Raw genomic sequence first — 23,560 nt, 5'->3', positions numbered from 1 at the left:
ATGACGACCTCTCTGCTGAAAGTCGAAAACCTGCAGGTCGAGTTCAAGACCCGGCGCGGCCAGGCGCTGGTGCTCAACGGCGTCGACTTCGAACTCAAGGCCGGCGAAACGCTGTGCGTGGTCGGCGAGTCGGGTTGCGGCAAGAGCATGACGGCGCTGGCGCTGCTCGGGCTCATCCCCATGCCGCCGGGCCGCGTGAAGGACGGCCGCATCCTGTTCCAGGGCGAAGACCTGCTCAAGGCCGCACCCGAGCGCATGCGCGCGGTGCGGGGCAACCGCATCTCGATGATCTTCCAGGAGCCGATGACGTCGCTGAACCCGGTGTTCACCGTGGGCGACCAGATCGGCGAATCGCTGCGGCTGCACCGCGGACTCGACAAGCTCGCTGCACGCGAACGCGCCATCGACATGCTGCGCCAGGTCGGCATCCCGGCGCCGGAGCGGCGCATCGACGAGTACCCGCACCAGCTCTCGGGCGGCATGCGACAGCGCGTGATGATCGCCATCGCGCTGGCTTGCGAGCCCGACATCCTGATCGCCGATGAACCCACCACCGCGCTCGACGTGACGGTGCAGGCGCAGATCTTCGACCTGCTGCGCGCATTGCAGCGCGACAAGGGCACGGCCATCGTGCTCATCACGCATGACATGGGCGCCGTCGCCGAGATGGCCGACCGCGTGATCGTGATGTACGCCGGCCGCGTGATCGAGCAGGGCACGACCGACGAGGTGATCGCCGACCCGCAGCACCCCTACACGCGCGGGCTGATCGCCTGCCTGCCCGAACTCGGCAGCAGCCAGCACGGCGAGCGCGTGGCACTGCAGGAGATCGCTGGCGTGGTGCCGTCGATCTGGGAGCTGGGCAGTGGCTGCGCTTTCCGCGAGCGCTGCCCGCATGCGCACGCGCGCTGCGCCAAGGTGCCGCCGCTGGTCAGCGCGCACGGAGGGCCGCACGCCGCCGCGTGCTGGCTGCTCGAGGAATCCGCCACGCAGGAGGTGCTTGCCGCATGAGCCCGACGCTTGTTACCGCCGTCGCCGACTCGTCGGCACCCACGTCGCCGCCAACGCCGTCGCCGGTGCTGCTGACCGTCACTGACCTCAAGGTGCACTTCCCGCGCCCCAGTGCGGGGCTGTTCAAGGCGCCCGAGGTGGTGAAAGCGGTCGACGGTGTGTCCTTCGAAGTGCGCCGCGGCACCACGCTGGCGGTGGTCGGCGAGTCGGGTTCCGGCAAGACCACGACCGCGCTCGCGGTGATGCGGCTCGCGCCCATCACCGAGGGCAGCGTGCGGCTGGGCACCACGGACCTGAGCCTGCTGGGCGACGACGCGATGCGCGAAGCACGACGCCGCCTGCAGATCATCTTTCAGGACCCGTACTCGTCGCTCAACCCGCGCCAGCGCGTGGGCGACGCGGTGCGCGCGCCGCTCGACCTGATGAAGATCGGCACGGCGGACGAACGCGCCAGGCGCGTGGACGAGCTCTTCACCGCCGTGGGCCTGCGGCCCGAACAGAAGAACCTGTTCCCGCACCAGTTCTCCGGTGGCCAGCGCCAGCGCATCAACATCGCACGGGCGCTGGCGACCAACCCTGAACTGGTGGTGTGCGACGAGCCGGTCTCGGCGCTGGACATCGCGATCCGCGCGCAGATCCTGAACCTGCTGGTCAAGCTGCAGCGCGAGCTCGGTCTGACCTACCTCTTCATCTCGCACGACATGGCCGTGGTCGAGCACATCTGCGATGAGATCGCGGTGATGTACCTCGGCCAGATCGTCGAGCGCGCGCCGCGCAAGGCCTTCTTCGCGCGGCCGCTGCACCCCTACAGCGTGGCGCTGATGTCGGCCGTGCCCGATGTGCGGGGGGGCCGGGCGCGCGCGGCGCAGCGCATCCAGCTCAGCGGTGACCCACCCAGCCCCATCTCGCCGCCGCCGGGCTGCCGCTTCGCCGGCCGCTGCCCGGTGGCCGAGCCGGCCTGCGCCGAGGCGCTGCCGCCGCTGGTGCAGGTCGAGGCCGACCACTGGGTGCGCTGCCGACGCGTCCAGGTGATGGACGGCAAGGCCATGGCACCGCTCGAACTGCCCGTGATCCCACAGGCGCTGCCGCTGGCCGCCTGAGCCTTCATTGACCCAACCTTCTGCTTCCATGACCGACATCACCGTCTTCCAGGCCCGCAAGATCCTCACCATGAACCCGATGCAGCCGGAGGCGACGCACGTCGCGGTGCGCGACGGCAAGGTGCTGGCCGTGGGCGACCTCGCACGCATGCAGGCCTGGGGCGACTTCACGCTCGACACGCGCTTTGCCGACAACGTGCTGATGCCCGGCCTGGTCGAAGGCCACTCGCACCTGATGGCCGGCGGGCTGTGGCAATTTCCGTTCGTCGGCTTCCATGCGCGCACCGCGCCCGACGGCAAGGTCTGGAGCGGCTGCGTCGACTTCGAGGCCGTGATCGAGCGCCTCTGCGCCATCGAGGCCACCATGACCGACCCGGCCGCGCCGCTGCTGGCCTGGGGCTTCGACCCGATCTTCTTCGGCCGCGAGCGCATGACGGTGCACCACTTGGACCGCGTGTCGACCACGCGCGCCGTCGTCATCCTGCATGCGAGCCAGCACCTGATGAACGTGAACAGCGCGGCGCTGGCGCAGGCCGGCATCACACGCGACACCGAGATCGAAGGCATCGCGCGCTTCGACGATGGCGAGCCGAGCGGCGAGTTGCAGGAGTTCGCGGCGATGTTCCCCATCACACGGCTCACCGGCAACATCTTTCGCGTGGCGGGCTCGACCCCGTCGGCCTTGCGCATGTTTGGCCAGATGGCGCAGCACGCCGGCGTGACCACCGCGACCGACCTTGTCAACGACCTGTCGGACTTCAACCACGCCGCGCTCGCCGAAGTCACGGCCGAGCCCGATTTCCCGGTGCGGCTGGTGCCGGCCTACATCAGCATGGTCGAGTCGTCGAGCATCGACGCCGGCATCGCGCGCATCCGAGAGCGCCAGGCCGCCGGCAACGACAAGCTGCACTACGGCCTGGTGAAGATCGTGGTCGACGGGTCGATCCAGGGCTTCACCGCGCGCGTGCGCTGGCCCGGCTACTTCAACGGTGCGCCCAACGGCATCTGGATCCTGCCGCCGGCCCAATTGAAGGCGTCGATTGCCCAGTTCCACGCGGCCGGCTTCCAGCTGCACATCCACACCAACGGCGACGAGGCGACCGAGCTGGCCCTCGATGCCATCGAAGCGGCATTGGAAGCGCATCCGCGCGCCGACCACCGCCACACGCTGCAGCATTGCCAGATGGCCGACGCGGCACAGTTCGCGCGCATGGCGCGGCTGGGCATGTGCGTGAACCTGTTCGCCAACCACCTCTACTACTGGGGCGACGCGCACCGCGAACTGACCATGGGCCCCGACCGCGCGATGCGCATGGATGCCTGCGGCACCGCGCTGGCCGCCGGCGTGCCACTGGCCATCCATTCCGATGCGCCGATCACACCGCTCGGTCCAATCTTCACGGCGTGGTGCGCGGTCAACCGGCTCACGTCCACCGGCCACCAGTTGGGCCAGTCCGAATGCATCTCGGTGGCCGACGCGCTGCGCGCCATCACCCTGGGCGCCGCCTTCACGCTGGCGCTGGACCACTTGGTCGGTTCGATCGAAATCGGCAAGTACGCCGACTTCTGCGTGCTGGGCGATGACCCATTGGCCGTTGCGCCCGAGGCGCTGAAGGACGTGCAGGTGCTCGGCACAGTCATCGGCGGGCGCGCGGTGCCGCTGCCGAAGGCGGCATGAGCCCACACGAAGCCCACGCGCATTCACACGGTGGGCGCATCCCGCTGACGGTGATCGGTGGCTTTCTCGGCACCGGCAAGACGACGCTGCTCAACCGCCTGCTCGAGAACAACGATGGCCGCCGGCTGGCGGTGCTGGTCAACGACTTCGGCGCGATCAACGTCGACGCCGCACTGGTCGCTTCGCGCGGTGTCGACACGATGAGCCTGCAGAACGGCTGCGTGTGCTGCCAGATCGGCGGCGACCTGACAGACGCGCTGATCCGCGTGATCGGCAGCGTGCCGCGGCCCGACGCGATCGTGATTGAGGCCAGCGGCGTGTCGGACCCGTGGCGCATCGCGCAGGTCGGCCTGGCCGACCCGGCGCTCGCACTCGACGGCGTGGTAGTGCTGGTCGACGTCGCCTCGGTACGCGAGCAGGCCGACGACCCGCTGCTGGCCGACACTGTGCGCCGCCAGTTGCAGGCGGCGGATCTGCTGGTGCTGAACCAGTGCGACCGCGTCGACGATGCCTCGCTCGCGGCACTGCGCGTGTGGCTCGATGCAGAAGTGCCCGGCACACCGCGCCACGAGACGCGCTTTGCCGAGGTACCGGCCGCGTTGCTCGGCGCGCCGCTGGCGTCAAGCGGTCATGGCAACCGCTGCGCCCCAGGCTGCACACATGACCATGACCACGCGCCGCATCACGGCGATGTCTTCGCCACCTGGTCGGTCACCGACGACGCGATCTACCGCGCGGATGCGTTGCGCGACCTGCTGCGCGCCATGCCCGCGGGCGTGCTGCGGCTCAAGGGCGTGGTGCGCACCGACCGGCTTGGCTGGGCGGTGCTGCAGTTCGCCGGCCGGCACGGCTCGCTGCGCGCCTGGTCGCCGCAGGACGCGGCACCCGATGCGAATGCCGACAGCGCGCTGGTCGCCATCGGTGCCCACGGCCGCCTGGCAGCGCAGGCGCTTGAAGCGGCGCTGAAGGCCGCACACTCCATCCCTCCCTCGCCGGCCGCCCCGCGCCGGCACGAAAGCCCTGCATGAAAGCCGCCTCGCTCCAGAGCCCTCTGATGGGCCTCGATCTCCTCGCCGCGCTCGGCGTGGTGGTGATCTGGGGCCTCAACTTCGTCGCGATGAAGTTCTCGCTGCGCGACTTCACGCCCTTCCAGCTCGGCACCTTCCGCTATGTGTTCGCGGTGCTGCCCCTGCTGCTCTTCATCAGGAAGCCGGCGCTGTCGTGGCGTTGGCTGCTGCCGGCCGGGCTGGCGCAGCTCGGGCAGTTCGGCCTGCTGTTCGTGGCATTGCAGGTGGGCATGACGGCGGCGCTGGCCTCGGTGCTGATGCAGACGCAGGTGTTCTTCACCACGTTGCTGGGCATCATCCTGCTGCACGAGCGGCTCAGCGGGCCGCTGCGCGCAGGGCTGGTGCTGGCTGCGGCGGGGCTGGCCTGTTTCGCGGTGAACCTTGGCGGCGCCAGCGGAGGCATCACCCTGCTGAGCCTGCTGCTGAACCTGGGCGCGGCGTCAATGTGGGCGGTGTCGAACATCATCGTGCGCCGTGCGCAGCAATCGCAGCCGGGCTACGACCCGCTGGGCTTCGTGGTGTGGATGTCGCTGGTGCCCATCCTGCCGTTCGCGGTGATGGCCTGGTTCTTCGAGCCCGCCGCCACGCGCTGGCAATGGACGCACGCGAGCTTCGGCGCCTGGGCCGGCGTGGCCTACCTGGGCTGGTTCGCCACCGTCGCGGCCTATGCGATGTGGACCTGGCTGCTCAAGCGCCATGCGGCCAACCGGGTGGCGCCCTTCAGCCTGGGCGTCCCGGTGATCGGCCTGGCCGCGGGCATGCTCGCGCTGGGCGAGACCGTGTCAGGCTGGCAATGGGCCGGCAGCGCGTGCGTGGTGATGGCGCTGGCGGTGGTGATGTTCGGCGGGCGCTGGCGCCGGGGCTGACGGCGCCGGGGCGCGCCAACAGCCAGGCACACCAGACACCCGACGCCCCACTCCGTAGCAGGTATTCAGGCTGGCACTGTTCGTGCAAGCCCGATTGACACCAGATGCTTCAGGCATAAAGTATTTACTTGTGAATGAAGTGGCCCGCACAATGCCGGGGCCGCATGCATCGAAGTGGTGCCCATCTTACCTACCGGAGTCTTCCCAATGCGCTCGAAGTCCACCCAGCCGCCCGTCGCGACCGCCCTGTCCCGCACGCTGCGCTCCCTGATGCTCGCGTCCGCCTTCGGCATCGCCGGTACGGCCTTCGCCGATCCCGTGAAGGTGGGGCTGGCGCTCGACATCTCCGGCCCCTTCGCCGCCCTGGGCGCCGAGGCGCGTGACGGCTTCGCGCTGGGCATCAAGCAGCTGGGCGGCAAGCTCGGTGGCCAGCCGGTGGAGTTCGTCCAGGCCGACATGGGCGGCAGCCCGGACCAGGCCAAGCAGCTGGTCGACCGGATGATCCAGCGCGACAAGATCGACCTGTTCTCGGGCCCGATCGGCTCGAACATCGCCCTGGCCGTCGGCCCGACGCTGTTCGCCGCCAAGGTGCCGTACCTGTCGTCGAATGCCGGGCCCAGCCAGTTCGCCGGCGCGCAATGCAGCCCATATTTCTTCGGCACCGCCTACCAGAACGACCAGTTCCATGAGGCGGCCGGCAAGTTTGCACAGGACCGCGGCTTCAAGAAGATGGTGTTGATCGCCCCCAACTATCCGGCAGGCAAGGACGCACTGGGCGGCGTCAAGCGCCAGTTCAAGGGCCAGGTGGCCGACGAGCTCTATACCAAGCTCGGCCAGATCGACTACGCCGCCGAACTCGCGCAGATCCGCGCGGCCAAGCCCGACTCGATCTACTTCTTCCTGCCCGGTGCGATGGGCATCAACTTCATCAAGCAGTTCGTGGGCGCGGGCCTGTCCAAGGACATCACGCTGGTCACCAGCGGCTTCTCGGCCGACGAGGACGTGATCGGCGCGGTGGGCGAGCCGATGCTGGGCCTGTTCAACACCTCGCATTGGGCGCACGACCTGGACAACGCCGCCAACAAGTCCTTCGTCGACGCCTTCAAGAAGGAATACAACGGACGTTACCCGTCGGTGTACGCCGCGCAGGCCTACGACGTGATCCTGGCGATGGACGCCGCCGTGAAGCAGGCCGGCGGCAACGCGCAGAACCGCGAGGCCGTCATCGCCGCACTGAAGAAGGCCAACTACGCATCGACGCGCGGCAGCTTCAAGTACGCGAACAACCATTACCCCATCGAGAACTTCTACCTGCGCGTGATCGGCAAGGACGCGCAGGGCAAGATCACGAACAAGCTGATCAACACCATCCTGACGAACTATGGCGACTCGTACGCCGTCAACTGCAAGATGAGCTGAGGCGGCGCGTGCGCGCCGGCTGACCCCCTCTTCACTCCACGGGCTTCATGACTTCCATCCTCATCCTCGAGCAGTTGCTCAACGGCCTGGGCTACGGCCTGATGCTGTTCCTGCTGGCCGCGGGCCTGACGCTGGTGTTCGGCATCATGGACGTGCTGAACCTGGCGCACGGCTCGCTGTTCATGGCGGGCGCCTACGTGGCGGCCGAGGCGCACACGCGCAGCGGATCGTTCGTGGCGGCGATCGTGCTGGCGGTGGCGGTCACGGTGATCGTGGCGGCCTTGCTGGAAGTGCTGCTGATGCGCCAGCTCTACAAGCGCGACCACCTCGCGCAGGTGCTGGCAACCTTCGGCGTGATCCTGGTAGCCGACGACCTGGTGAAGATGATCTGGGGCCCGTCGCCCGTGATGGCTCCGACGCCCGCCGCGCTCAGCGGTCCGGTCGAGCTGGTACCGGGCCTGCCCTACCCTGCCTATCGGCTGGTGATCCTCGGCGCGGGCGTGCTGGTCGCGCTGGCGCTCTACCTGCTGGTCAACCACACGCGCGTGGGCATGCGCGTGCGCGCCGGAGCCTCCGACCGGCCGATGGCCGAACTCATGGGTGTGCGCGTGGGCCGCATCTTCAACGGCGTGTTCCTTTTGGGCGCGGCGCTCGCGGCCCTGGCCGGCGCCCTGATGGGTCCGATCGTTGCCGTGCAGGTCGGCATGGGCGAGCAGATCCTCATTCCCGCGCTGGTGGTGCTGGTGATCGGCGGCATCGGCTCGGTGCGCGGCGCCTTCATCGCGGCGCTGCTGGTGGGGCTGGTCGACACCATCGGCCGCGCCTTCATGCCGATGCTGCTGCGCGCCACGCTGCCGCCGTCCACGGCGGCCGACCTCGGCCCGCTGTTCGCGGAGGTGGCGATGTACGCGCTCATGGTGGCCGTCCTGATCTTCCGGCCTTCGGGTCTTTTTGCAGCCCGCGCATGAACACACCTTCTCCTACCGGTGCGGCACGTCCCCCCCGGGGCCGGCCGGCGGCAGCCGCCTGGACTGTCGTGCTTCTCGTGGCGCTCGCCGCATTCCCGCTGATCGCGCCGCTGTTCGGCATGGAGTTCTACATCGGCTTCGTGCGGCGTGTGCTGATCGTTGCGCTGGCCGCGGCCAGCCTGAACTTCATCCTGGGCTTCGGCGGCATGGTCGCGCTCGGACATGCAGGCTTCATCGGTGTGGGCGCCTACACGGTGGTCGCCCTGTCCGACGCCGGCTTTGCATCGGCCTGGCTGCTGTGGCCGGCCGCGGCCGTGGTCGCCGGCCTCGTGGCCGCGCTGATCGGCACGGTGGCACTGCGCACGCGCGGCGTTTACTTCATCATGACCACGCTGGCCTTCGCCCAGATGCTGTACTTCGTGGCGGTGTCCTTGCGCAATTACGGCGGCGACGACGGCTATACGCTGCCCGCACGGCCCACGCTGGGCCTGGGCATCGACCTGGGCAACGAGACCCACTTCTACTGGCTGGTGCTGGCGCTGGTGGCGTTGCTGCTGGCGTGGATGCAGCGCGCCACGCGCTCGCGCTTCGGCCATGCGCTCATGGGCATCCGCGACAACGAGGTCCGCATGCGTGCGCTCGGCTATCCGGTGTTCCGTATCCAGCTGGCGGCCTTCGCCATCGCAGGCGCCATCGCCGGCCTGGCCGGTGCCCTGCTGGCAGGCGGCAACGGTTTCATCAGCCCCGGCGCCATGCACTGGACGCAGTCGGCCACGCTGGTGGTGATGGTGGTCATCGGCGGGCTCGGGCGCAGCTGGGGCGGTCCGGTGGGCGCGGCCGTGTGGCTCGTGCTGGAGGAAGTGCTCAAGCAGTACACCGACCACTGGCACCTGCCGCTCGGCCTGCTGCTGATCGCCGTGGCGCTGTGGGCGCCCAAGGGCCTGGCCGCGCTGTCGCGCGGAAAGAAGAAGGTGGCCGCATCATGAGCCTGTTTCGCATCGAAGGCCTCGTCAAGCGCTTCGGCGGCCTGCTAGCGACCGATCACGTCGACCTCACGGTCGAGCAAGGCGAAGTGCATGCCCTGATCGGCCCCAACGGCGCGGGCAAGACCACGCTGGTCAACCTGATCTCCGGCCTGCTGCCGCCCGACGCAGGCCGGTTGCTGATCGACGAGCGCGACATCACCGCACTGCCGGCGCACCAGCGCGTGGGCGCCGGGCTGTCGCGCTGCTTTCAGGTCACGCGCGTGTTCGCCCGCGAAACCGTGCACGACAACCTGATGCTGGCGGTGCAGGCGCACGCCGGCAGCAGCATGCGTTTTCTGGCAGCGCGCTCGGGCGAACGCGCGCTGGTCGAACAGGCCGAGGCGCTGGCCGAGCGCGTGGGCCTGTCGGCCGAACGCGACCGCATCGCCGGCACGCTGCCGCACGGCGCCCAACGTGCGCTCGACGTGGCCCTGGCGCTGGCGGCCAAGCCCCGCCTGCTGCTGCTGGACGAGCCCATGGCAGGCATGGGGCCGGACGAATCGGCGCGCATGGTCGCGCTCATCGCATCGCTGCGCAGCGAAATGGCGATCCTGCTCATCGAACACGACATGGACGCCGTCTTCCGGCTGGCCAACCGCCTGACGGTGCTGGTGCAGGGCCGCGTGCTCATGACCGGCACGGCCGACGAGGTGCGCGGCCATCCGGACGTGCAGGCGGTCTATCTGGGAACCGAAGCGGAAGGCCATTCATGACGACGACGACCACCTCCGCCACCCCCACCGCCACGCTGCTGGAGGCCAACGGCATCGAGGCCGGCTACGGCGCGAGCCAGGTGCTCTTCGGTATCGATATCGACATCCGTGCGGGCGAGGTACTCGCCCTGCTCGGGCGCAACGGCATGGGCAAGAGCACCCTGCTGAAAGTGCTGACCGGCACGCTCAAGCCCTTGCGCGGCAACGTGCGGTTCGCCGGCGCGGAGATCGGCGGTGCGCGGCCCGATGCCATCGCGCGCCGCGGCGTGGCGATCGTGCCCGAAGGCCGCCATGTGTTCCCGAACCTGAGCGTCGACGAACACCTGCGCGCCTTCGCAAGGCCGCGCGCCGACGCGCCGCAGCAGGCGCCACGCTGGACCGTCGACGCGCTCTACGGCCTCTTCCCGCGGCTGGGCGAGCGCCGCAACAACGCGGGCAACCAGCTGTCGGGTGGCGAGCAGCAGATGCTGGCGATCGCCCGCGCGCTGTCGACGCATCCGCGCCTGATGATCCTGGACGAGGCAACCGAAGGCCTGGCGCCGGTCATCCGCGAAGAGATCTGGCGCTGCCTGGCCACGCTCAAGGCCGAGGGCGAAGCGATCCTGGTGGTCGACAAGTACGTGCAGCGCCTGCTGCCGCTGGCCGATCGCCACCTGATCCTGGAACGCGGCCGCGTGGTGTGGCAGGGCGATTCCGCCGCGCTGGACGCCGACCGTACGCTGTGGACGCGCTACCTGGGCGTCTGAGCACGCCCGGGCGGGCTCGTCTAGCCGCGCACGCGCAGCATGCCTTCCTGCGCGGTCGACGCGACGAGCCGGCCGTCGCGCGTGAAGAAGCTGCCACGGCACAGCGCGCGCGCACCGCCCGCGCTCGGCGAATCCATGCTGTAGAGCAGCCAGTCGTCCAGGCGGAAATCGCGATGGAACCACATCGCATGGTCCAGGCTCGCCGCGCGCACGTTGCCGCGCAGAAAGCTCAGGCCGTGCGGCAGCATGGCCGCACGCAGCAACCCGTGGTCCGAGGCATAGGCCAGCAGCGCGCGGTGCAGCAAGGGCTCGTCGGGCAGCGGCGCGACCGCACGCACCCACAGCTGGTGATGCGCCGGCCGGATCGCCGGATGCAGCGGATCGAGCGGGTCGACCTGCCGGAACTCGATGCCATGGCCCTGCTGGCCCTTGACCTGCCACGGCGCAGGCAACCGATCGCCCAGCGCGATGCGCTGCTGCAGCTCGCTGACCAGCCCGTCCGGGCCGGGCACGGCGGGCATCGCGTCCTGGTGCTCGATGCCGTCGGCCGCCGTCTGGAACGACGCCGACATTTCGAAGATGGTGCGCCCCTGCTGGCGCGCGACCACGTGCCGCGTGGTGAAACTGCGGCCGTCGCGCACGCGGTCGACCGCGTACGCGATGGGCGCATGCTCGCCGGGCAGCAGGAAGTAGGCATGCATCGAATGCACCGGCCGGTCGGCCTCGACCGTGCGGCTGGCGGCCATCAGGGCCTGGCCGAGCACCTGGCCGCCGAAGACGGCGGGTGTGCCGAGGTCCTCGCTCTGCGCCATGAAGCAGTCCTCACCCGATGGCACGAGGTCCATCAGGCCGACGAGCTCGGCGACAAGGCGGGCTTGCTCGGCCTCGGGCGGTTCGGAGAAGTCGTGAAATTCGGTCATCGGGTCGTCGGTGCAGCGCGGCACGCTGGAAGGTGCGACAGATGTTAAGCGCTGCGCCGCGCGCCGGCCAATTGGCTGGAAAATAGCGCGCCCCTCCGATCATTCCACGACCCAAACCACCCCATGTCGTCCATCACCCTGCGCTTCCTCGCCGAACCCAGCACCGTCAATTTCGGTGGCAAGGTCCACGGCGGCACCGTCATGAAATGGATCGACGAGGCGGGCTACGCCTGCGCAACGAGCTGGTCCAAGCGCTACTGCGTGACCGTCTTCATCGGCAGCATCCGCTTTCACCGCCCGATCATGATCGGCGACCTGGTGGAGGTCGAGGCACGCCTGGCCTACACCGGCAGCACCAGCATGAACATTTCGGTGGAAGTGCGCAGCGGTGACATGAAGGGCGGCGCCATGCAGAAGACGACCGAATGCCTGATCGTCTTCGTCTCGGTCGACTCGCATGGCCGCCCGATGCCGGTGGCCGGGTTCGTGCCCGGCACGCCCGCCGAAGTGGCGCTGGCCGAACGCGCCAAGCAGCACCTGGACGCGAGCCGCGCGGCAGGCGTGTCGCTCTGAACGCGCGCGGGTTCAGCCCCGCACGGTGCCGCTGACCTCGCCCAGCCCGATGCGCACCGCGCCCTCGCGTTCGCAGTAGCCGCGCAGCGTCAGCGTGTCGCCGTCTTCCAGGAAGGTGCGGCGCTCACCATTGGGCAGCACGATCGGCTGCTTGCCGCCAGCGGAAAGCTCCATCAGCGAGCCCGCTTCACTGGCGCCGGGACCCGACAGCGTGCCCGAGCCCAGCAGGTCGCCCGGCTGCAGGTTGCAGCCGTTGACAGTGTGGTGCGCCACCAGCTGGCCGGGCGTCCAGTAGGCCGCCCGGGTGGTGTTGGTGCTCGACAGCCGGGTCGGCGCCTCGCCTGCCAGGCGCATCTTTTCGGTCTGCAGCAGCACTTCGAGCGTGATCGAGAAAGCGCCTTGTGCGCGGTTGTCCGGCGAATCGAGGTAGGGCAAAGGCTGCGGGTCTCCAGCCGGGCGCTCGAAGGCGGCTCGGAATGGCGCCAACGCCTCCAGCGTGACCAGCCAGGGCGATACGCTGCTGGCGAAGTTCTTCGAGAGGAACGGCCCGAGTGGCTGGTATTCCCAGCCCTGGATGTCGCGCGCCGACCAGTCGTTGAAGAGCGTCACGCCAAAGAGATGCTGTTCGGCCTGCGCGATGGCAATGGGCATGCCCTGCGCGTTGCCCTGACCGATGAACCAGCCGAGTTCGAGTTCGTAGTCGAGCCGCCGGCACGGACCGAACGAAGGCACCTCGGCGTCGGGCGCCTTGGTCTGGCCCTGCGGGCGCTTGAAATCCTGGCCGCTCGCGATGATGGAGGAGGCACGTCCGTGGTAGCCGATCGGCACCCACTTGTAGTTGGGCAGCAGCGGGTTGTCCGGGCGAAACTGCTTGCCCACCGTGGTGGCGTGATGCACGCTGGTATAGAAGTCCGTGTAGTCCCCGATGCGGCAGGGCACGGTCAGTTCCACCGACGACTGTGCGCACAGTGCCTGCGACCAGGCGGCCTGCTGCGTGCTGCCTTCGCGCAGCCCTTCGGACAGACGGGCGCGCAGTGCCTGGCGCTCGGCCACCGTGGCCGCCATCAGCACATTCATGTCGTCGGTGTCGACGATGCCCGCGGCCTTCAGGTCGAGCACCTGGTCGCCGATGGCAACGCCGATGCGAAACGCATCCTGGCTGCCCGCCGGGCGAAAACGGCCGAACGGCAGGTTCTGCACGGGAAAGTCGCAACCGGCGACGTTGGCACTGGCAACCCAGCTGCGCAGCTTCGGATCGTGGGTGGCGTTGAGGATGGTCATGGTTGGAATTGGTCCTTGAGGCCGGCCCAGCAGTCGGCGTAGTTCAGGTCGAGCGTGGGACTTTGCAGCGCCCAGGCCGTGGGAATGAAACGGTAGCGGCTCTCGAACATGAAGGCCAGCGTGTGGTCGAGCTTGCGCGGCTCCAGCGTGCCGTGGCTCGCCTTGTCGAAGGCCTCTTCGTCCGGGCCGTGCGGCACCATCAGGTTGTGCAGGCTCGCGCCGCCGGGCTTGAAGCCGCCGGGCTTGGCGTCGTACTCGCCGTACACCAGGCCCATGAACTCGCTCATCAGGTTGCGGTGGTACCACGGCGGACGGAAGGTGTCTTCCATCACCAGCCAGCGCGGAGGGAAGATCACGAAGTCGCAGTTGGCCGTGCCGGGCGTGTCGCTCGGCGACGTCAGCACGGTGAAGATCGACGGATCCGGATGGTCGAAGCTGATCGAGCCGATCGTCATGAAGTTCGCGGTGTCGTACTTCACCGGCGCCAGGTTGCCGTGCCAGGCGACCACGTTGAAGGGCGAATGCCGCATTGGCGCGCGCCAGAAGCTGCCGCCGAATTTCTTGACGAGCTCGTAGCCCGTATCGGCGCCGCTGGCGTCGGCCTCGAAGGCCGCCACCGGTGCCTGGAAGTCGCGCGGGTTGGCCAGGCCGTTGGAGCCGATCGGCCCGAGTTCGGGCAAGCGGAACTGGGCACCGTAGTTCTCGCAGACGTAGCCGCGCGACGGGCCTGCGCCGGCGTCGGAATCAGGCAGGCCGACCTTGAACACCACACCGCGCGGTATCACCGCGATTTCGCCAGGCTTGACTTCGAGCACGCCCATTTCGGTCGTCAGCCGCAGGCGCCCCTGCTGCGGCACGAGCAGCAGCTCGCCGTCGGCATTGACGAAGGCGCGACGCTCCATCGACCGGTTGGCCAGGTAGAGGTGCGCGGCCACGCCGCTCTGCGCCTCGGCATCGCCATTGGCCGCCAGCGTGCGCATGCCGTCGATGAAGTCCGCATCCACGCCCTCCAGCGGCATGGGATGCCAGCGCAGCGGCTCGGGCGGCAGCGCGACCGTGCGGTCGGCACCGGTCTGCCAATGCGGCTGGGCCATGGCCTGGTAGCGGCCCGACACCACCGAAGGCTGCCGGCGATAGAGCCAGCTGCGGCGGTTCTCGTGGCGCGGTGCGGTGAAGGCGGTGCCCGAGATCAACTCGGGATAGAGGTCGAAGGGCGCGCGCTGCGGGCTGTTGCGGCCCTGCGGCAGCGCGCCGGGCACGGCCTCGGTGGCGTGTTCGTTGCCGAAGCCGCTCAGGTAGCGCAGCGCAGTGGGGGTTTCTGGGGTCATGGGTTTGTCTCCGGTGACGTGATGTTATTCGTCTAAATCGAATCGATTTGCAAATGGCGAATGACGGGAGTGTATGCCTGCCGGCCGTTCATGTCTAATCCCCCTTCATCCAATGAAAGGCAGGACGCTGGCATGGCCCTCGACCACGACCGCACGCAGCGCGGCATCCAGAGCATCGAAGTGGGCGGCCAGTTGCTGCGCGCGCTGGTCCACCACGGCCGTCCGATGGCGCTGAAAGACCTGGCACGCGAGGCCGACATGACGCCGGCCAAGGCCCACCCGTACATGGTGAGCTTCGGCCGGCTCGGCCTGATCGAGCAGGACGGCGCGAGCGGTCACTACCGGCTGGGGCCGCTGGCCTTGCAGCTCGGGCTCATCGGCCTGCAGCAGTCGGACCCGGTGCGCATCGCCACGCCGCTGATCGCAGCGCTGGCCCGCAGCACGGGCCAGACGATGGCATTGGCGGTCTGGGGCGCGCGCGGCGCGACCATCGTGCACGTGGCCGAATCGCCGGCGCCCGTGCATGTGAGCCTGCGCCACGGCACGGTGTTTTCGCTGGCGCACACCGCCTCGGGCCGGCTGTTCGGCGCCTATCTGGAGGCGGCGACGGTGCGCGCCCTGCTCGATGAGGAACGTTCACGCGACAGGCTGCGCAAGGGCGCGCCCCAGGCCGAACCCGGCATTCCGGCGGCACGGCCCCTGCCCTCCTGGAAAGATTTCGAGGCGCAGCTGGCCGAGGTGCGTGCCCATGGCATGAGCCGTTCGGAGAGCGAGGTGCTGCCGGGCGTGAACGCCATGGCCGCGCCGGTGTTCGACCACACGGGCACGCTCGTGCTGGCGCTGACCGCCATCGGCTCGGCCGGCCTCTTCGATGCCCGCTGGGACGGCCCGATGGCGCGCGCACTCAGGGCCTGCGCCGACGAGGTGTCGCAGCGCCTGGGCGCGCCGCCGAAGACGGTCTGAGTGTCGGGGTGCCCGCTCAGGACTTGGCTGCTTCGAGCGCGTCGCGCGTGCGCGTGGCCTCGCGCCGCGCCGCTTCCACGAAGTCGTCACCGGCCGATGCGTAGCAGATGGCACGCGACGAACTGACGACGATCGGCGCGTCCTCGCGCCAGCCCGCGCGCACGGTCGCGACCGCGTCGCCGCCCTGCGTGCCGACGCCCGGGATCAGCAGGGGCACGGTGGGTGCGAGCGCGCGCACGCGCTCGATCTCGGCCGGGTAGGTGGCGCCCACCACCAGGCCGAGCTGGCCGTTGAGGTTCCAGGGGCCCTGGGCCAGACGCGCGACGTGCTCGTAGAGCAGCGGTTCGCCAGGCACCGAGGCCAGGCGCTGGTTCTGCAGGTCGTCGCCGCCCGGATTGCTGGTGCGGCACAGCAGGAACGCACCCTTGCCGTGGTATTTGAGGTACGGCTGCACCGAGTCGAAGCCCATGAAAGGCGACAGCGTGACCGCATCGGCGCCGTAACGCTCGAAGGCTTCGATCGCATACTGCTCGGCGGTCGAGCCGATGTCACCGCGCTTGGCGTCCAGGATCACGGGCACCTGCGGCGCCACGCGGCGGATGTGGGCAATCAGCTGTTCGAGCTGGCCTTCGGCCCGGTGCGCGGCGAAGTAGGCGATCTGCGGCTTGAAGGCGATGGCCAGTTCGGCCGTGGCATCGACGATGTGGGCGCAGAAGTCGTAGATCTTGCTTGCATCATTGCGGTAGCGGGCGGGAAACCGGGTCGGTTCCGGGTCGAGGCCCACGCACAGCAGCGAGCGGTTCTGCCGCTCGGCGGCGCGCAATTGGTCGATGAAAGTCATGGGCGCCGATTTTAGGCGCCGGCCCGATCGAAGAGCTCCGCCGCCAGGCACAGGTCGGCCCAGGCGCGCCCCTTGTCGGCGGGCGTGCGCACCAGGTAGGCCGGATGGTAGGTGGCGACCACCGGCACGTCGCCCAGCGCCGCTGCACGGCCGGCCCGGCCACGCAGCTTGCCCAGCGGTTCACCGCTCTGCAGCAGGCTCTGCGCGGCCAGCGGCCCCATCGCCAGCACGACGCGCGGCGCCAGTGCGGCGGCCTGCGCCATGAAATGGTCGTCGAAGGATTGCAGACCCTGCGCACCGGTCGACGCCACGCCGCGATGGGTCCGCACCAGATGCACCGGCGTCGGGCCCGCATGCAGTTGCAGCGCGCGCAGCATGTTCTCGAGCAGCCGGCCCGCATCGCCCGAAAACGGCGCGCCATGGCGGCCGTCGGCCTCCGGCGGCATGTCGGCCACCACCAGCCAGCCGCCAGTGGCGTTGTCGGCGCCGTGCAGCAGCTGTGGCGCATCGACGAGCACCGCAGGGCCGCGCGCGGCGGCTGGCGCAGCGGCAGGTGGCCCAGAGGCGGGCGGCACAGGCGACGGGATCTGCGCGACCGAGGGTCGCGCTGGCGCGGCTGGCCGTGGTGCCGGTGCCGGTGCGCGTGCCGGCGCATCGAGCGCCTCGTCGTCGAATCGCGCCGGCACGTCCTGCGCGTTGTCTTCCACGGTCGGTGCTGCGACGTCCTCGGCCGGAGGTGTCACCACCACCGGCGCCGGTGCACGCACCGGCCACCAGACCTTGACGCCCATTTCGTCGAGCATGGCGCGCTGGCGCGCATCGAGGTTCAGGGTGGCGTCGGTCATGGCAGGACGCCTGCAGCGCCGTTCAAAGGGTTCGGGGAGTTCAGCAGCAGGCTCATGACCACGGCGTCTTCGCGCTGGCCGCCGTGCGCCGGGTAGTAGTTCTTGCGCACGCCCACGCGGCGAAAGCCCTGGCGTTCGTACACGGCCAGCGCGCGCTCGTTGCTCTTGCGCACTTCGAGCCAGAGCCACTGCACGCCCTGGCCGCGCGACCAGCCCGCCAGCGCGTCGAACAGCATCGGCGCCCAGCCCTGGCGCTGGAAGGCCGGTGCCACGGCGAAGTTGAGCAGGTGCACCTCGTCGACGCCCTTCATGGCCACGAAGTAGCCGATGAGCGTGTCGCCGCCCAGCAGCAGCTGGCAGCGGTAGCCCGCGGCCATCGAGTCGATGAAGTTGGCGCGGGTCCAGGGATGGGAATACGCCTGCGCCTCGACCGCGCACAGCACGTCGAGCCGCTCGACGGTGAGGGTTTCGAGGCGGACTTCTTCGGGTTCAAGAACGGCGCTCATGGTCGTCGGCAGTGGCAGGGGTTGCAGCGGTGACGGCAGCAGCAGCCTTGAGTGCCGCACGCTCGTCGGTGGTCTGCGCCACTTTATCGCGTACGTACAGCGGCCAGGCGTCGGCCGGCGCCACGTCGTGGCCAGCGGCCAGCAGCGCGGGCGCCAGGCGCAGCATGGCCTCGGCGGTCGGCAAGACTTCGTGGCGTGCCGACCCTGCAGGAAGCCGCGTGCCGTAGGCCGCAAAGGCGTTGCCTGCCAGCGCCCAACCCGCGGGCACGTCGAGCGCTTCAGGCGCCAGCAGCTCGGACTTGACCGCCATGGCACCCTCGGGGGCTTCGAAGTCGCAGCGCGCGGCGTAGACCTGGTCCATGCGCGCGTCGAGCACGGCCACCACCTGGCGCACGCCAAAGCGATGCCGCGCCTCGTCGGCCACCGCGGCCAGCGTGTCGACGGGCAGCAGCCGCAGCCCGGCACCGAAGGCCAGGCCCTGCGCCACCGCGCAGGCGGTGCGCAGGCCGGTGAAGGAGCCCGGACCGCGGCCGAAGGCGATGGCGTCCAGCATGCCCAGCGTCAGGCCGGCCTCGCGCAGCATCTGCTGGATCAAGGGGATGAGCGTGGTCGACGACTGGGCACCGCCGGCGCCGCTGTGGCTGAGCACGCGGTCGCCGTGGCGGACCGCAACGGACAGCACGTCGGTGCTGGTATCGAAGGCAAGAAGGCGTTCAGGCATCGCAACGCCTCGCAGTAACGGGAACAGGAACAAGAGAAGCCGACGCCGCGCCGCGCACGCCGAACAGGATGCCGGCGGTCACGAGCAGCAGGCCGACCAGCAGGCTCCACGACAGCGGCTCGTCCAGGAAGACCACCGCGCCCAGCGCCGACAGGCCGGGCACCAGCGCCGTGATCATGGTCGAACGCACCGGGCCGAAGTGCTGGATCATCTTGGTGAAGGCGATGCCGGAGATCACCACCGACCCCACGCCCTGAAAGACCATCTGGAACGCGATCTCGCGCCACGGGGCCGTGCCCAGGTGGCTGGCCACCCAGCCGCCGGCCGCCAGCAGCGCATAGACCGGCACGAACGTGAGGAAGGCGAAGGCCGTGATGGCGATGGTCGCGCGCACCGCGTCCAGCTTGTGGTGGCGGGCCACCACGCTGTAGCAGGCCCAGCAGAAGGCCGCGCTCATGAACATCAGGTCGCCCTTCCAGACATCGCCGCCGTCGAAGGCGTTGAGCAGGCTGCGCCCGCCCACGGCCAGGTCGCCCGCCACGATGAAGGCCAGGCCGATGGCGCGCGCACGGGTGATGCGGTCGCGCAGCACCCAGGCGGCCAGCAGCGTGGTCCACAACGGCAGGCTGCCGGGCATCAGCACCGAGGCGTGCGCCGCGGGTGCATGGAAGAAGCCGCTGTAGGCCAGCATGGCATAGCCGACCCCGCCGAACGCGCCCGCCACCAGGGTCACACGCAGGGACAGGGGCGAAAGACCGAAGAGCGAGCCGACCGCCCGGCCGGGGTTCGACCGGCGTTCGCGGCGCATCAGCCACAGGCCCCAAGGCAGCAGCACCAGGCTGGCGCCGCAGATGCGGGCAACACCCAGATCGAGCGGGCGCAGCGAATGCGAAGCCGACGCGCGCGAGACCACGATGAACGCCGTCCACACGGCCACCGTGATCACGGCAGCCAGCAGACCCACGGTGCGCGGCGACAGCCGCGGCAAGCCCGGACGCAGCGGCGGGCGCGGGGAGGGTCGTTCGGCTGCTGGCATCCCGCCATTATCGAGGGCACCCGGATAATTGCCCGATGCCTCGTGTTTCGCCCTGCGCTCCGCGCCCTCTCTGCCTGTCCGCCCTCCGGGCGCCCCTCGCCGCCCTGCTCACGCTGGTGCTCGCCAGCGGCGCCGCCCTCGCCCAGAACCTGCCGCCAACTGTCGATGCCGCGCTCGCCCGCGCCAAGGTGCCGCGCGACGCGGTCTCGATGCTCGTGGTCGACGTCGACGCCCTGCAGCCGCCACGCGTCGCCTGGCGCCAGCAGGTGCCGATGAACCCGGCCTCCGTCATGAAGCTGGTGACCACTTATGCCGCGCTCGACATCCTCGGCCCGGCCTTCAGCTGGCGCACCCCCGTCTTCGTCGACGGGCCAGTGCGCAACGGCGTGCTCGAGGGCAACCTGTACATCCAGGGCCAGGGCGACCCGAAGCTGGTGATGGAGCGCGCCTGGCTGCTGCTGCGCCGCGTGCAGGGCCTGGGCATCCGCCGCATCACGGGTGACATCGTGCTCGACCGCAGCGCCTTCGACACGCCCGAGGTCGACGCCTCGGCCTTCGACGGTGAAGGCCTGCGCCCGTACAACGTAGCACCCGATGCGCTGCTGGTCAACTTCAAGTCGGTCGCCATGACCTTCATCCCCAACCGCGCCGCGCAGGTCGCGCAGGTGGCGTTCGACCCGCCGCTGGCTGGCGTGGCCATGCAGCCGACCGTGCCGCTTTCCGCGGGCGAATGCGGCGACTGGACGGCCACGCTGCTGCCCGAGGTGGCCGACCCGACGCGCCTGGCCTTTGCCGGCAGCTACCCCGCGGCCTGCGGCGAGAAAACCTGGGCCGTCGCCTATGCCGATCCGCGCACCTTCGGCGCCCGCGCGGTCGCGGGCCTGTGGAGCGAACTGGGCAACCAGCTGCAGGGCCAGGTGCGCGACGGCCGGGTGCCGGCCGACCTCAAGCCGCTGTTCGAAGCCAGCTCGCCCCCGCTGGCCGAGGTGGTGCGCGACATCAACAAGTTCAGCAACAACGTGATGGCGCAACAGCTCTTTCTCACGCTGGGCCTGCAGCAGAAGAAGCGCGGCACGCTGGAGGCATCGCGCACGACCATGCGCCAGTGGTGGAACGACCGCATCGGCACCGGCGAGGGCCAGCCGGTTTTCGACAACGGCTCGGGCCTGTCGCGCGACGAACGCGTCACGGCGGCCGAGCTCGCCAAGATGCTGCAGGTTGCCTGGCGCTCGCCGGTCATGTCGGAACTGATGTCCTCGCTGCCCGCGGCCGGCGTGGACGGCACCATGCGCCGGCGCGCGCCGCGTGCGGGCGCGGCGCACCTGAAGACCGGCACGCTGCGCGACGCGTCGGCGCTGGCCGGCTTCGTCGACGGCGCCAGCGGCCGGCGCTACGTGCTGGTGGCCATCGCCAACGACGGCAACGCCGCGGCCGCCCGGCCCGCCTTCGACGCGCTGGTGAACTGGGCCGTGCAGGACAACTGAAAACGCGCTGGCCGCCTGTCGCGCAAGAGACGCCTTGCGATCGGGCTTTCCCTGTCTCGCGCGGCCTGCGCCGGGCCTCTAGGATGGCGAGCGCCCAAAGCGCGCCCATGCCAGCCATAACACCCCGGAGACACCCCATGAAGCGTTTGCATCTGATGACGGCCATTGCATCGGCCACCTTGCTGGCGAGTTGCGGAGGCGGTAGCGACGATGCGCCTCGCACCGGCGCCCTGGTGGAACCCGCCACCACCGTGGCCACGCTCACCGCCGCGCAGATCGACGCCGGCACGGCCGCCAGCGGCCTGCAGCCGATCAGCGGCAAGGCGCGCTGCGACGTGAACGTGGTCGCGCTCAACTACACCACGCAAGGCCCCAAGGGCGAAGCCACCAATGCGTCGGGCGTGCTGCTGATGCCCACAGGCACCTGCAGCACCGCCGCCGCCCCGCTGGTGGCCTATGCCAAGGGCACGGACGTGCAGAAGCCACGCACACTGGCCAACCCGCAGGACAGCGAAACCTTCCTGCTGGCCGCCATGTACGCCGCCCAGGGCTACGCGGTGGTCGCGACCGACTACCTCGGCTATGCCAAGTCGGCCTTCCCGTACCACCCTTACCTGCATGCCGATTCCGAGGCGCGCTCGGTGATCGACTCGGTGCGCGCCGCGCGCATCGCGGTGGCCACCCAGGGTGGCACGCTGTCGGGCAAGGTCATGTTCACTGGCTACTCGCAGGGCGGCCATTCGTCGATGGCCGCACAGCGCGCCGCCGAAAGCGACTTCAGCACCGAGATCAACGTGGTGGCCGGCGCGCACCTGGCCGGCCCCTACAACCTTTCGGGGTCGTTCCGCAGCAGCACGGCCATCGCGGGCTACCAGTTCTTCGTGCCCTTCATCGTCACCTCGTGGAACAAGGTCTACGGCAACATCTATGCGAACACCAGCACGGTCTTCAAGGCGCCCTATGCGGCGGGCATCGAGAACCTGCTGCCGAACCCCACGCTCAACTACACCACGCTGGTGACGACGGGCGCCTTGCCGGGCGCCAACGGCGAAACGCCGGCCCAGGCACGCGACGCACTGTTCCAGGCCACCTTCCTGGCGGACGTGCAGACCAACGACACCAACGGCCTGTATGTCGATGCCAAGCGCAACGACCTGTTCGGCTGGAGCCCGCGCGCGGCCACGCTGCTGTGCGGCGGTGCGGGCGACCCGACCGTGCCGCCCGCGATGCATCTAGTGCCGATGAAGGCCGACTTCGATGCGCGTGGTGTGAAGACGGTGACCACGGTGGACGTCGATGCCCAGGTGCAGGCGGCCTTCGGCCCGGGCGGCAAGGCGCCGACCGATCCGACGTCGGCCGCCTTCGCGACCTACTACGGCAGCTACCACGGCACCTACGAGCCGCCGTTCTGCCACGCCCGCGCCCGTGCGCTGTTCGATACGGTGAGGTAGTCGGCCGGTAGGCTTGGATCAGGCCGCTGCGCGATCCAGGCGGTCGCGCACGCCTTCCCATTCCGGGGTGTCGGGCGGCGTTTCGACCCAGATCAGCTTGGCACCGGCGGCGTCGAACTCGCGCAGCACCGCGAACAGCTGCTGCGCCGCGGTGGGCGCATCGTCGGGCATGCGCCGCGCCAGCACGCGCTGCGAACGGATCTTGAGCGGCGTGCGCGTCCACAGCGCGATGTGCGCGGCCTGCGCGCCCAGCACGTCGAGCGCCGCCTGCAGGCCGGCCGCATCCATCAGCCGCAGCCTGGCGTCGGGCGCGTAGTGCGAGGCCAATGTGCCGGAGGCGCGCGGGTCGGGCGCCGCCAGCTCTTCCTTGCTGCGCAGGCGTTCGCCGCAGGCAGCCTCGATCTGCGCGCGCGTGATGGCGCCAGGGCGCAGCAGCACCGGCACGCCGCGGCTGCAGTCGACGATGGTCGACTCGATCCCCACGTCGCAGGCGCCGCCGTCGATCACCAGCAGGTCGTCGCCGAATTCGGCCTGCACATGCTGCGCCGTGGTCGGGCTCACCCGGCCGAAGCGGTTGGCACTCGGGCCGGCGAGCCCGGCCACGCCCTGCGCGGCACAGGCCGCCAGCAGCGCCTGCGCGACCGGATGGGCCGGGCAACGCACGCCCACCGTGTCCTGCCCGCCCGCCGCGGCGGTCGCCACACCCGGCTGGCGCGTGAGGATCAGCGTGAGCGGCCCGGGCCAGAAGGCCATCACGAGCTTTTCGGCGAAAGCTGGCAACGGCTGGGCGAAGCGCGAGAGTGCCTGGGTGCCGCGAGCGCCCTGCGCGATGTGGACGATCAGCGGATGGTCGCTCGGCCGGCCCTTGGCGCGGAAGATGCCTGCCACCGCCTCGTCGCTGGACGCATCGGCGCCCAGGCCATAGACCGTCTCGGTCGGAAACGCCACCAATCCGCCCGCGCGCAGCACGCGCGCGGCCTCATCGAGGGCATCGGGCAGGCGGCCGTCGCGGAGCATG

Annotated in this window: 23 protein-coding genes; 14 read left to right on the top strand and 9 right to left on the bottom strand. The window is 69.8% G+C overall.

The features are described from left to right. The 10 genes from J2W36_RS12840 (at position 1) to J2W36_RS12795 (ending at position 10,593) form a co-directional block, all read left to right on the top strand. Complete coding sequence (locus J2W36_RS12840) at positions 1–1,011, top strand: ABC transporter ATP-binding protein (protein ID WP_307690124.1); 1,011 nt, start codon at positions 1–3, stop codon at positions 1,009–1,011. Next, positions 1,008–2,111, top strand: a complete 1,104-nt coding sequence (locus tag J2W36_RS12835) for an ABC transporter ATP-binding protein (protein WP_307690123.1) — start codon at positions 1,008–1,010, stop codon at positions 2,109–2,111. Before J2W36_RS12840 ends, J2W36_RS12835 begins: the two co-directional genes overlap by 4 nt. 28 nt (positions 2,112–2,139) lie before the next feature. Continuing rightward, on the top strand, positions 2,140–3,789 hold the full coding sequence (locus tag J2W36_RS12830; protein WP_307690122.1) for an amidohydrolase: 1,650 nt from the start codon (positions 2,140–2,142) through the stop codon (positions 3,787–3,789). Next, positions 3,786–4,817 carry a CobW family GTP-binding protein gene (locus tag J2W36_RS12825; protein WP_307690121.1) on the top strand — a complete coding sequence of 344 codons (1,032 nt, stop codon included), beginning with the start codon at positions 3,786–3,788 and terminating at the stop codon, positions 4,815–4,817. Before J2W36_RS12830 ends, J2W36_RS12825 begins: the two co-directional genes overlap by 4 nt. Beyond that, on the top strand, positions 4,814–5,722 hold the full coding sequence (locus J2W36_RS12820; RefSeq protein ID WP_307690120.1) for an EamA family transporter: 909 nt from the start codon (positions 4,814–4,816) through the stop codon (positions 5,720–5,722). Before J2W36_RS12825 ends, J2W36_RS12820 begins: the two co-directional genes overlap by 4 nt. Positions 5,723–5,992: 270 nt before the next feature. Beyond that, positions 5,993–7,141: an ABC transporter substrate-binding protein gene (locus J2W36_RS12815; RefSeq protein ID WP_370869320.1), complete on the top strand. Its 1,149-nt coding sequence runs from the start codon at positions 5,993–5,995 to the stop codon at positions 7,139–7,141. Between the two features lie 47 nt (positions 7,142–7,188). Further along, positions 7,189–8,109 carry a branched-chain amino acid ABC transporter permease gene (locus J2W36_RS12810; protein ID WP_307690118.1) on the top strand — a complete coding sequence of 307 codons (921 nt, stop codon included), beginning with the start codon at positions 7,189–7,191 and terminating at the stop codon, positions 8,107–8,109. 119 nt (positions 8,110–8,228) lie between these two features. Beyond that, complete coding sequence (locus J2W36_RS12805) at positions 8,229–9,095, top strand: branched-chain amino acid ABC transporter permease (protein ID WP_307690252.1); 867 nt, start codon at positions 8,229–8,231, stop codon at positions 9,093–9,095. After that, a complete protein-coding gene (locus J2W36_RS12800; RefSeq protein ID WP_307690117.1) occupies positions 9,092–9,847 on the top strand; it encodes an ABC transporter ATP-binding protein in 756 nt (251 codons plus the stop codon). Before J2W36_RS12805 ends, J2W36_RS12800 begins: the two co-directional genes overlap by 4 nt. Then, positions 9,844–10,593 (top strand): ABC transporter ATP-binding protein, encoded by a 750-nt coding sequence (locus J2W36_RS12795; protein ID WP_370869311.1) that lies wholly within the window; start codon positions 9,844–9,846, stop codon positions 10,591–10,593. Before J2W36_RS12800 ends, J2W36_RS12795 begins: the two co-directional genes overlap by 4 nt. Positions 10,594–10,613: 20 nt before the next feature. On the opposite strand, the gene J2W36_RS12790 is transcribed toward J2W36_RS12795, so the two are convergent. After that, on the bottom strand, positions 10,614–11,513 hold the full coding sequence (locus tag J2W36_RS12790) for an acyl-CoA thioesterase (RefSeq protein WP_307690116.1): 900 nt from the start codon (positions 11,511–11,513) through the stop codon (positions 10,614–10,616). Positions 11,514–11,636: 123 nt separating this feature from the next. On the opposite strand from J2W36_RS12790, the gene J2W36_RS12785 reads away from it, so the two are divergent. After that, entirely contained in the window at positions 11,637–12,086 is a 450-nt protein-coding gene (locus J2W36_RS12785) for an acyl-CoA thioesterase (protein WP_307690115.1), read from the top strand. 12 nt (positions 12,087–12,098) lie between these two features. Here J2W36_RS12785 and fahA read toward each other — a convergent pair whose 3' ends face one another. Both fahA and hmgA read right to left on the bottom strand, forming a co-directional pair. Next, positions 12,099–13,367, bottom strand: coding sequence for a fumarylacetoacetase (gene fahA, locus J2W36_RS12780; protein ID WP_307690114.1), 1,269 nt, complete (start codon positions 13,365–13,367; stop codon positions 12,099–12,101). Then, entirely contained in the window at positions 13,364–14,695 is a 1,332-nt protein-coding gene (hmgA, locus tag J2W36_RS12775; protein WP_307690113.1) for a homogentisate 1,2-dioxygenase, read from the bottom strand. Before hmgA ends, fahA begins: the two co-directional genes overlap by 4 nt. A 132-nt stretch (positions 14,696–14,827) precedes the next feature. Here hmgA and J2W36_RS12770 point away from each other — a divergent pair, with 132 nt between their 5' ends. Then, a complete protein-coding gene (locus J2W36_RS12770) occupies positions 14,828–15,658 on the top strand; it encodes an IclR family transcriptional regulator (protein WP_307690112.1) in 831 nt (276 codons plus the stop codon). Between the two features lie 16 nt (positions 15,659–15,674). Here the strand turns inward: J2W36_RS12770 and pyrF are convergent, their stop codons facing one another. Genes pyrF through J2W36_RS12745 form a run of 5 tightly spaced genes read right to left on the bottom strand, consistent with a single transcriptional unit; the run spans position 15,675 to position 19,607 of the window. Then, positions 15,675–16,499: an orotidine-5'-phosphate decarboxylase gene (gene pyrF / locus J2W36_RS12765; protein WP_307690111.1), complete on the bottom strand. Its 825-nt coding sequence runs from the start codon at positions 16,497–16,499 to the stop codon at positions 15,675–15,677. An 11-nt stretch (positions 16,500–16,510) separates the two neighbouring features. Then, the gene (locus J2W36_RS12760) at positions 16,511–17,344 is read right to left on the bottom strand and encodes a uracil-DNA glycosylase family protein (protein WP_307690110.1); all 834 of its coding nucleotides are present in this window, start codon (positions 17,342–17,344) and stop codon (positions 16,511–16,513) included. Next, entirely contained in the window at positions 17,341–17,850 is a 510-nt protein-coding gene (rimI, locus tag J2W36_RS12755) for a ribosomal protein S18-alanine N-acetyltransferase (protein ID WP_307690109.1), read from the bottom strand. Before rimI ends, J2W36_RS12760 begins: the two co-directional genes overlap by 4 nt. Further along, the gene (tsaB, locus tag J2W36_RS12750; protein ID WP_307690108.1) at positions 17,834–18,571 is read right to left on the bottom strand and encodes a tRNA (adenosine(37)-N6)-threonylcarbamoyltransferase complex dimerization subunit type 1 TsaB; all 738 of its coding nucleotides are present in this window, start codon (positions 18,569–18,571) and stop codon (positions 17,834–17,836) included. Before tsaB ends, rimI begins: the two co-directional genes overlap by 17 nt. Continuing rightward, positions 18,564–19,607 (bottom strand): DMT family transporter, encoded by a 1,044-nt coding sequence (locus J2W36_RS12745; protein WP_307690107.1) that lies wholly within the window; start codon positions 19,605–19,607, stop codon positions 18,564–18,566. The genes tsaB and J2W36_RS12745 overlap by 8 nt, the downstream gene beginning before the upstream one ends. 35 nt (positions 19,608–19,642) lie before the next feature. Between J2W36_RS12745 and dacB the strand changes: the two genes are divergently transcribed. Together dacB and J2W36_RS12735 are read left to right on the top strand one after the other, a co-directional pair. Continuing rightward, a complete protein-coding gene (gene dacB / locus J2W36_RS12740; protein ID WP_307690106.1) occupies positions 19,643–21,091 on the top strand; it encodes a D-alanyl-D-alanine carboxypeptidase/D-alanyl-D-alanine endopeptidase in 1,449 nt (482 codons plus the stop codon). Between the two features lie 137 nt (positions 21,092–21,228). Continuing rightward, positions 21,229–22,542: a lipase family protein gene (locus tag J2W36_RS12735; protein ID WP_307690105.1), complete on the top strand. Its 1,314-nt coding sequence runs from the start codon at positions 21,229–21,231 to the stop codon at positions 22,540–22,542. Positions 22,543–22,560: 18 nt separating this feature from the next. Here the strand turns inward: J2W36_RS12735 and J2W36_RS12730 are convergent, their stop codons facing one another. Beyond that, complete coding sequence (locus tag J2W36_RS12730; protein WP_307690250.1) at positions 22,561–23,559, bottom strand: L-threonylcarbamoyladenylate synthase; 999 nt, start codon at positions 23,557–23,559, stop codon at positions 22,561–22,563. Position 23,560: the final 1 nt, after the last annotated feature.

The organism is Variovorax ginsengisoli (assembly GCF_030811835.1).
Classification (GTDB): Bacteria; Pseudomonadota; Gammaproteobacteria; order Burkholderiales; family Burkholderiaceae_C; genus Variovorax; species Variovorax ginsengisoli_C.
The sequence above is the reverse complement of the archived record's forward strand: the minus strand, read 5'-3'. Positions and strand labels throughout refer to the sequence as shown.

Coding starts and splice junctions, on each gene's coding strand:
- J2W36_RS12760 (WP_307690110.1), bottom strand. CDS start 17,344: ATGACCGACGCCACCCTGAACCTCGATGCGCGCCAGCGCGCCATGCTC.
- tsaB (WP_307690108.1), bottom strand. CDS start 18,571: ATGCCTGAACGCCTTCTTGCCTTCGATACCAGCACCGACGTGCTGTCC.
- J2W36_RS12795 (WP_370869311.1), top strand. CDS start 9,844: ATGACGACGACGACCACCTCCGCCACCCCCACCGCCACGCTGCTGGAG.
- hmgA (WP_307690113.1), bottom strand. CDS start 14,695: ATGACCCCAGAAACCCCCACTGCGCTGCGCTACCTGAGCGGCTTCGGC.
- fahA (WP_307690114.1), bottom strand. CDS start 13,367: ATGACCATCCTCAACGCCACCCACGATCCGAAGCTGCGCAGCTGGGTT.
- J2W36_RS12840 (WP_307690124.1), top strand. CDS start 1: ATGACGACCTCTCTGCTGAAAGTCGAAAACCTGCAGGTCGAGTTCAAG.
- J2W36_RS12730 (WP_307690250.1), bottom strand. CDS start 23,559: ATGCTCCGCGACGGCCGCCTGCCCGATGCCCTCGATGAGGCCGCGCGC.
- J2W36_RS12805 (WP_307690252.1), top strand. CDS start 8,229: ATGGAGTTCTACATCGGCTTCGTGCGGCGTGTGCTGATCGTTGCGCTG.
- J2W36_RS12745 (WP_307690107.1), bottom strand. CDS start 19,607: ATGCCAGCAGCCGAACGACCCTCCCCGCGCCCGCCGCTGCGTCCGGGC.
- J2W36_RS12785 (WP_307690115.1), top strand. CDS start 11,637: ATGTCGTCCATCACCCTGCGCTTCCTCGCCGAACCCAGCACCGTCAAT.
- pyrF (WP_307690111.1), bottom strand. CDS start 16,499: ATGACTTTCATCGACCAATTGCGCGCCGCCGAGCGGCAGAACCGCTCG.
- J2W36_RS12800 (WP_307690117.1), top strand. CDS start 9,092: ATGAGCCTGTTTCGCATCGAAGGCCTCGTCAAGCGCTTCGGCGGCCTG.
- dacB (WP_307690106.1), top strand. CDS start 19,643: ATGCCTCGTGTTTCGCCCTGCGCTCCGCGCCCTCTCTGCCTGTCCGCC.
- J2W36_RS12810 (WP_307690118.1), top strand. CDS start 7,189: ATGACTTCCATCCTCATCCTCGAGCAGTTGCTCAACGGCCTGGGCTAC.
- J2W36_RS12770 (WP_307690112.1), top strand. CDS start 14,828: ATGGCCCTCGACCACGACCGCACGCAGCGCGGCATCCAGAGCATCGAA.
- rimI (WP_307690109.1), bottom strand. CDS start 17,850: ATGAGCGCCGTTCTTGAACCCGAAGAAGTCCGCCTCGAAACCCTCACC.
- J2W36_RS12790 (WP_307690116.1), bottom strand. CDS start 11,513: ATGACCGAATTTCACGACTTCTCCGAACCGCCCGAGGCCGAGCAAGCC.
- J2W36_RS12830 (WP_307690122.1), top strand. CDS start 2,140: ATGACCGACATCACCGTCTTCCAGGCCCGCAAGATCCTCACCATGAAC.
- J2W36_RS12815 (WP_370869320.1), top strand. CDS start 5,993: ATGCTCGCGTCCGCCTTCGGCATCGCCGGTACGGCCTTCGCCGATCCC.
- J2W36_RS12735 (WP_307690105.1), top strand. CDS start 21,229: ATGAAGCGTTTGCATCTGATGACGGCCATTGCATCGGCCACCTTGCTG.
- J2W36_RS12820 (WP_307690120.1), top strand. CDS start 4,814: ATGAAAGCCGCCTCGCTCCAGAGCCCTCTGATGGGCCTCGATCTCCTC.
- J2W36_RS12825 (WP_307690121.1), top strand. CDS start 3,786: ATGAGCCCACACGAAGCCCACGCGCATTCACACGGTGGGCGCATCCCG.
- J2W36_RS12835 (WP_307690123.1), top strand. CDS start 1,008: ATGAGCCCGACGCTTGTTACCGCCGTCGCCGACTCGTCGGCACCCACG.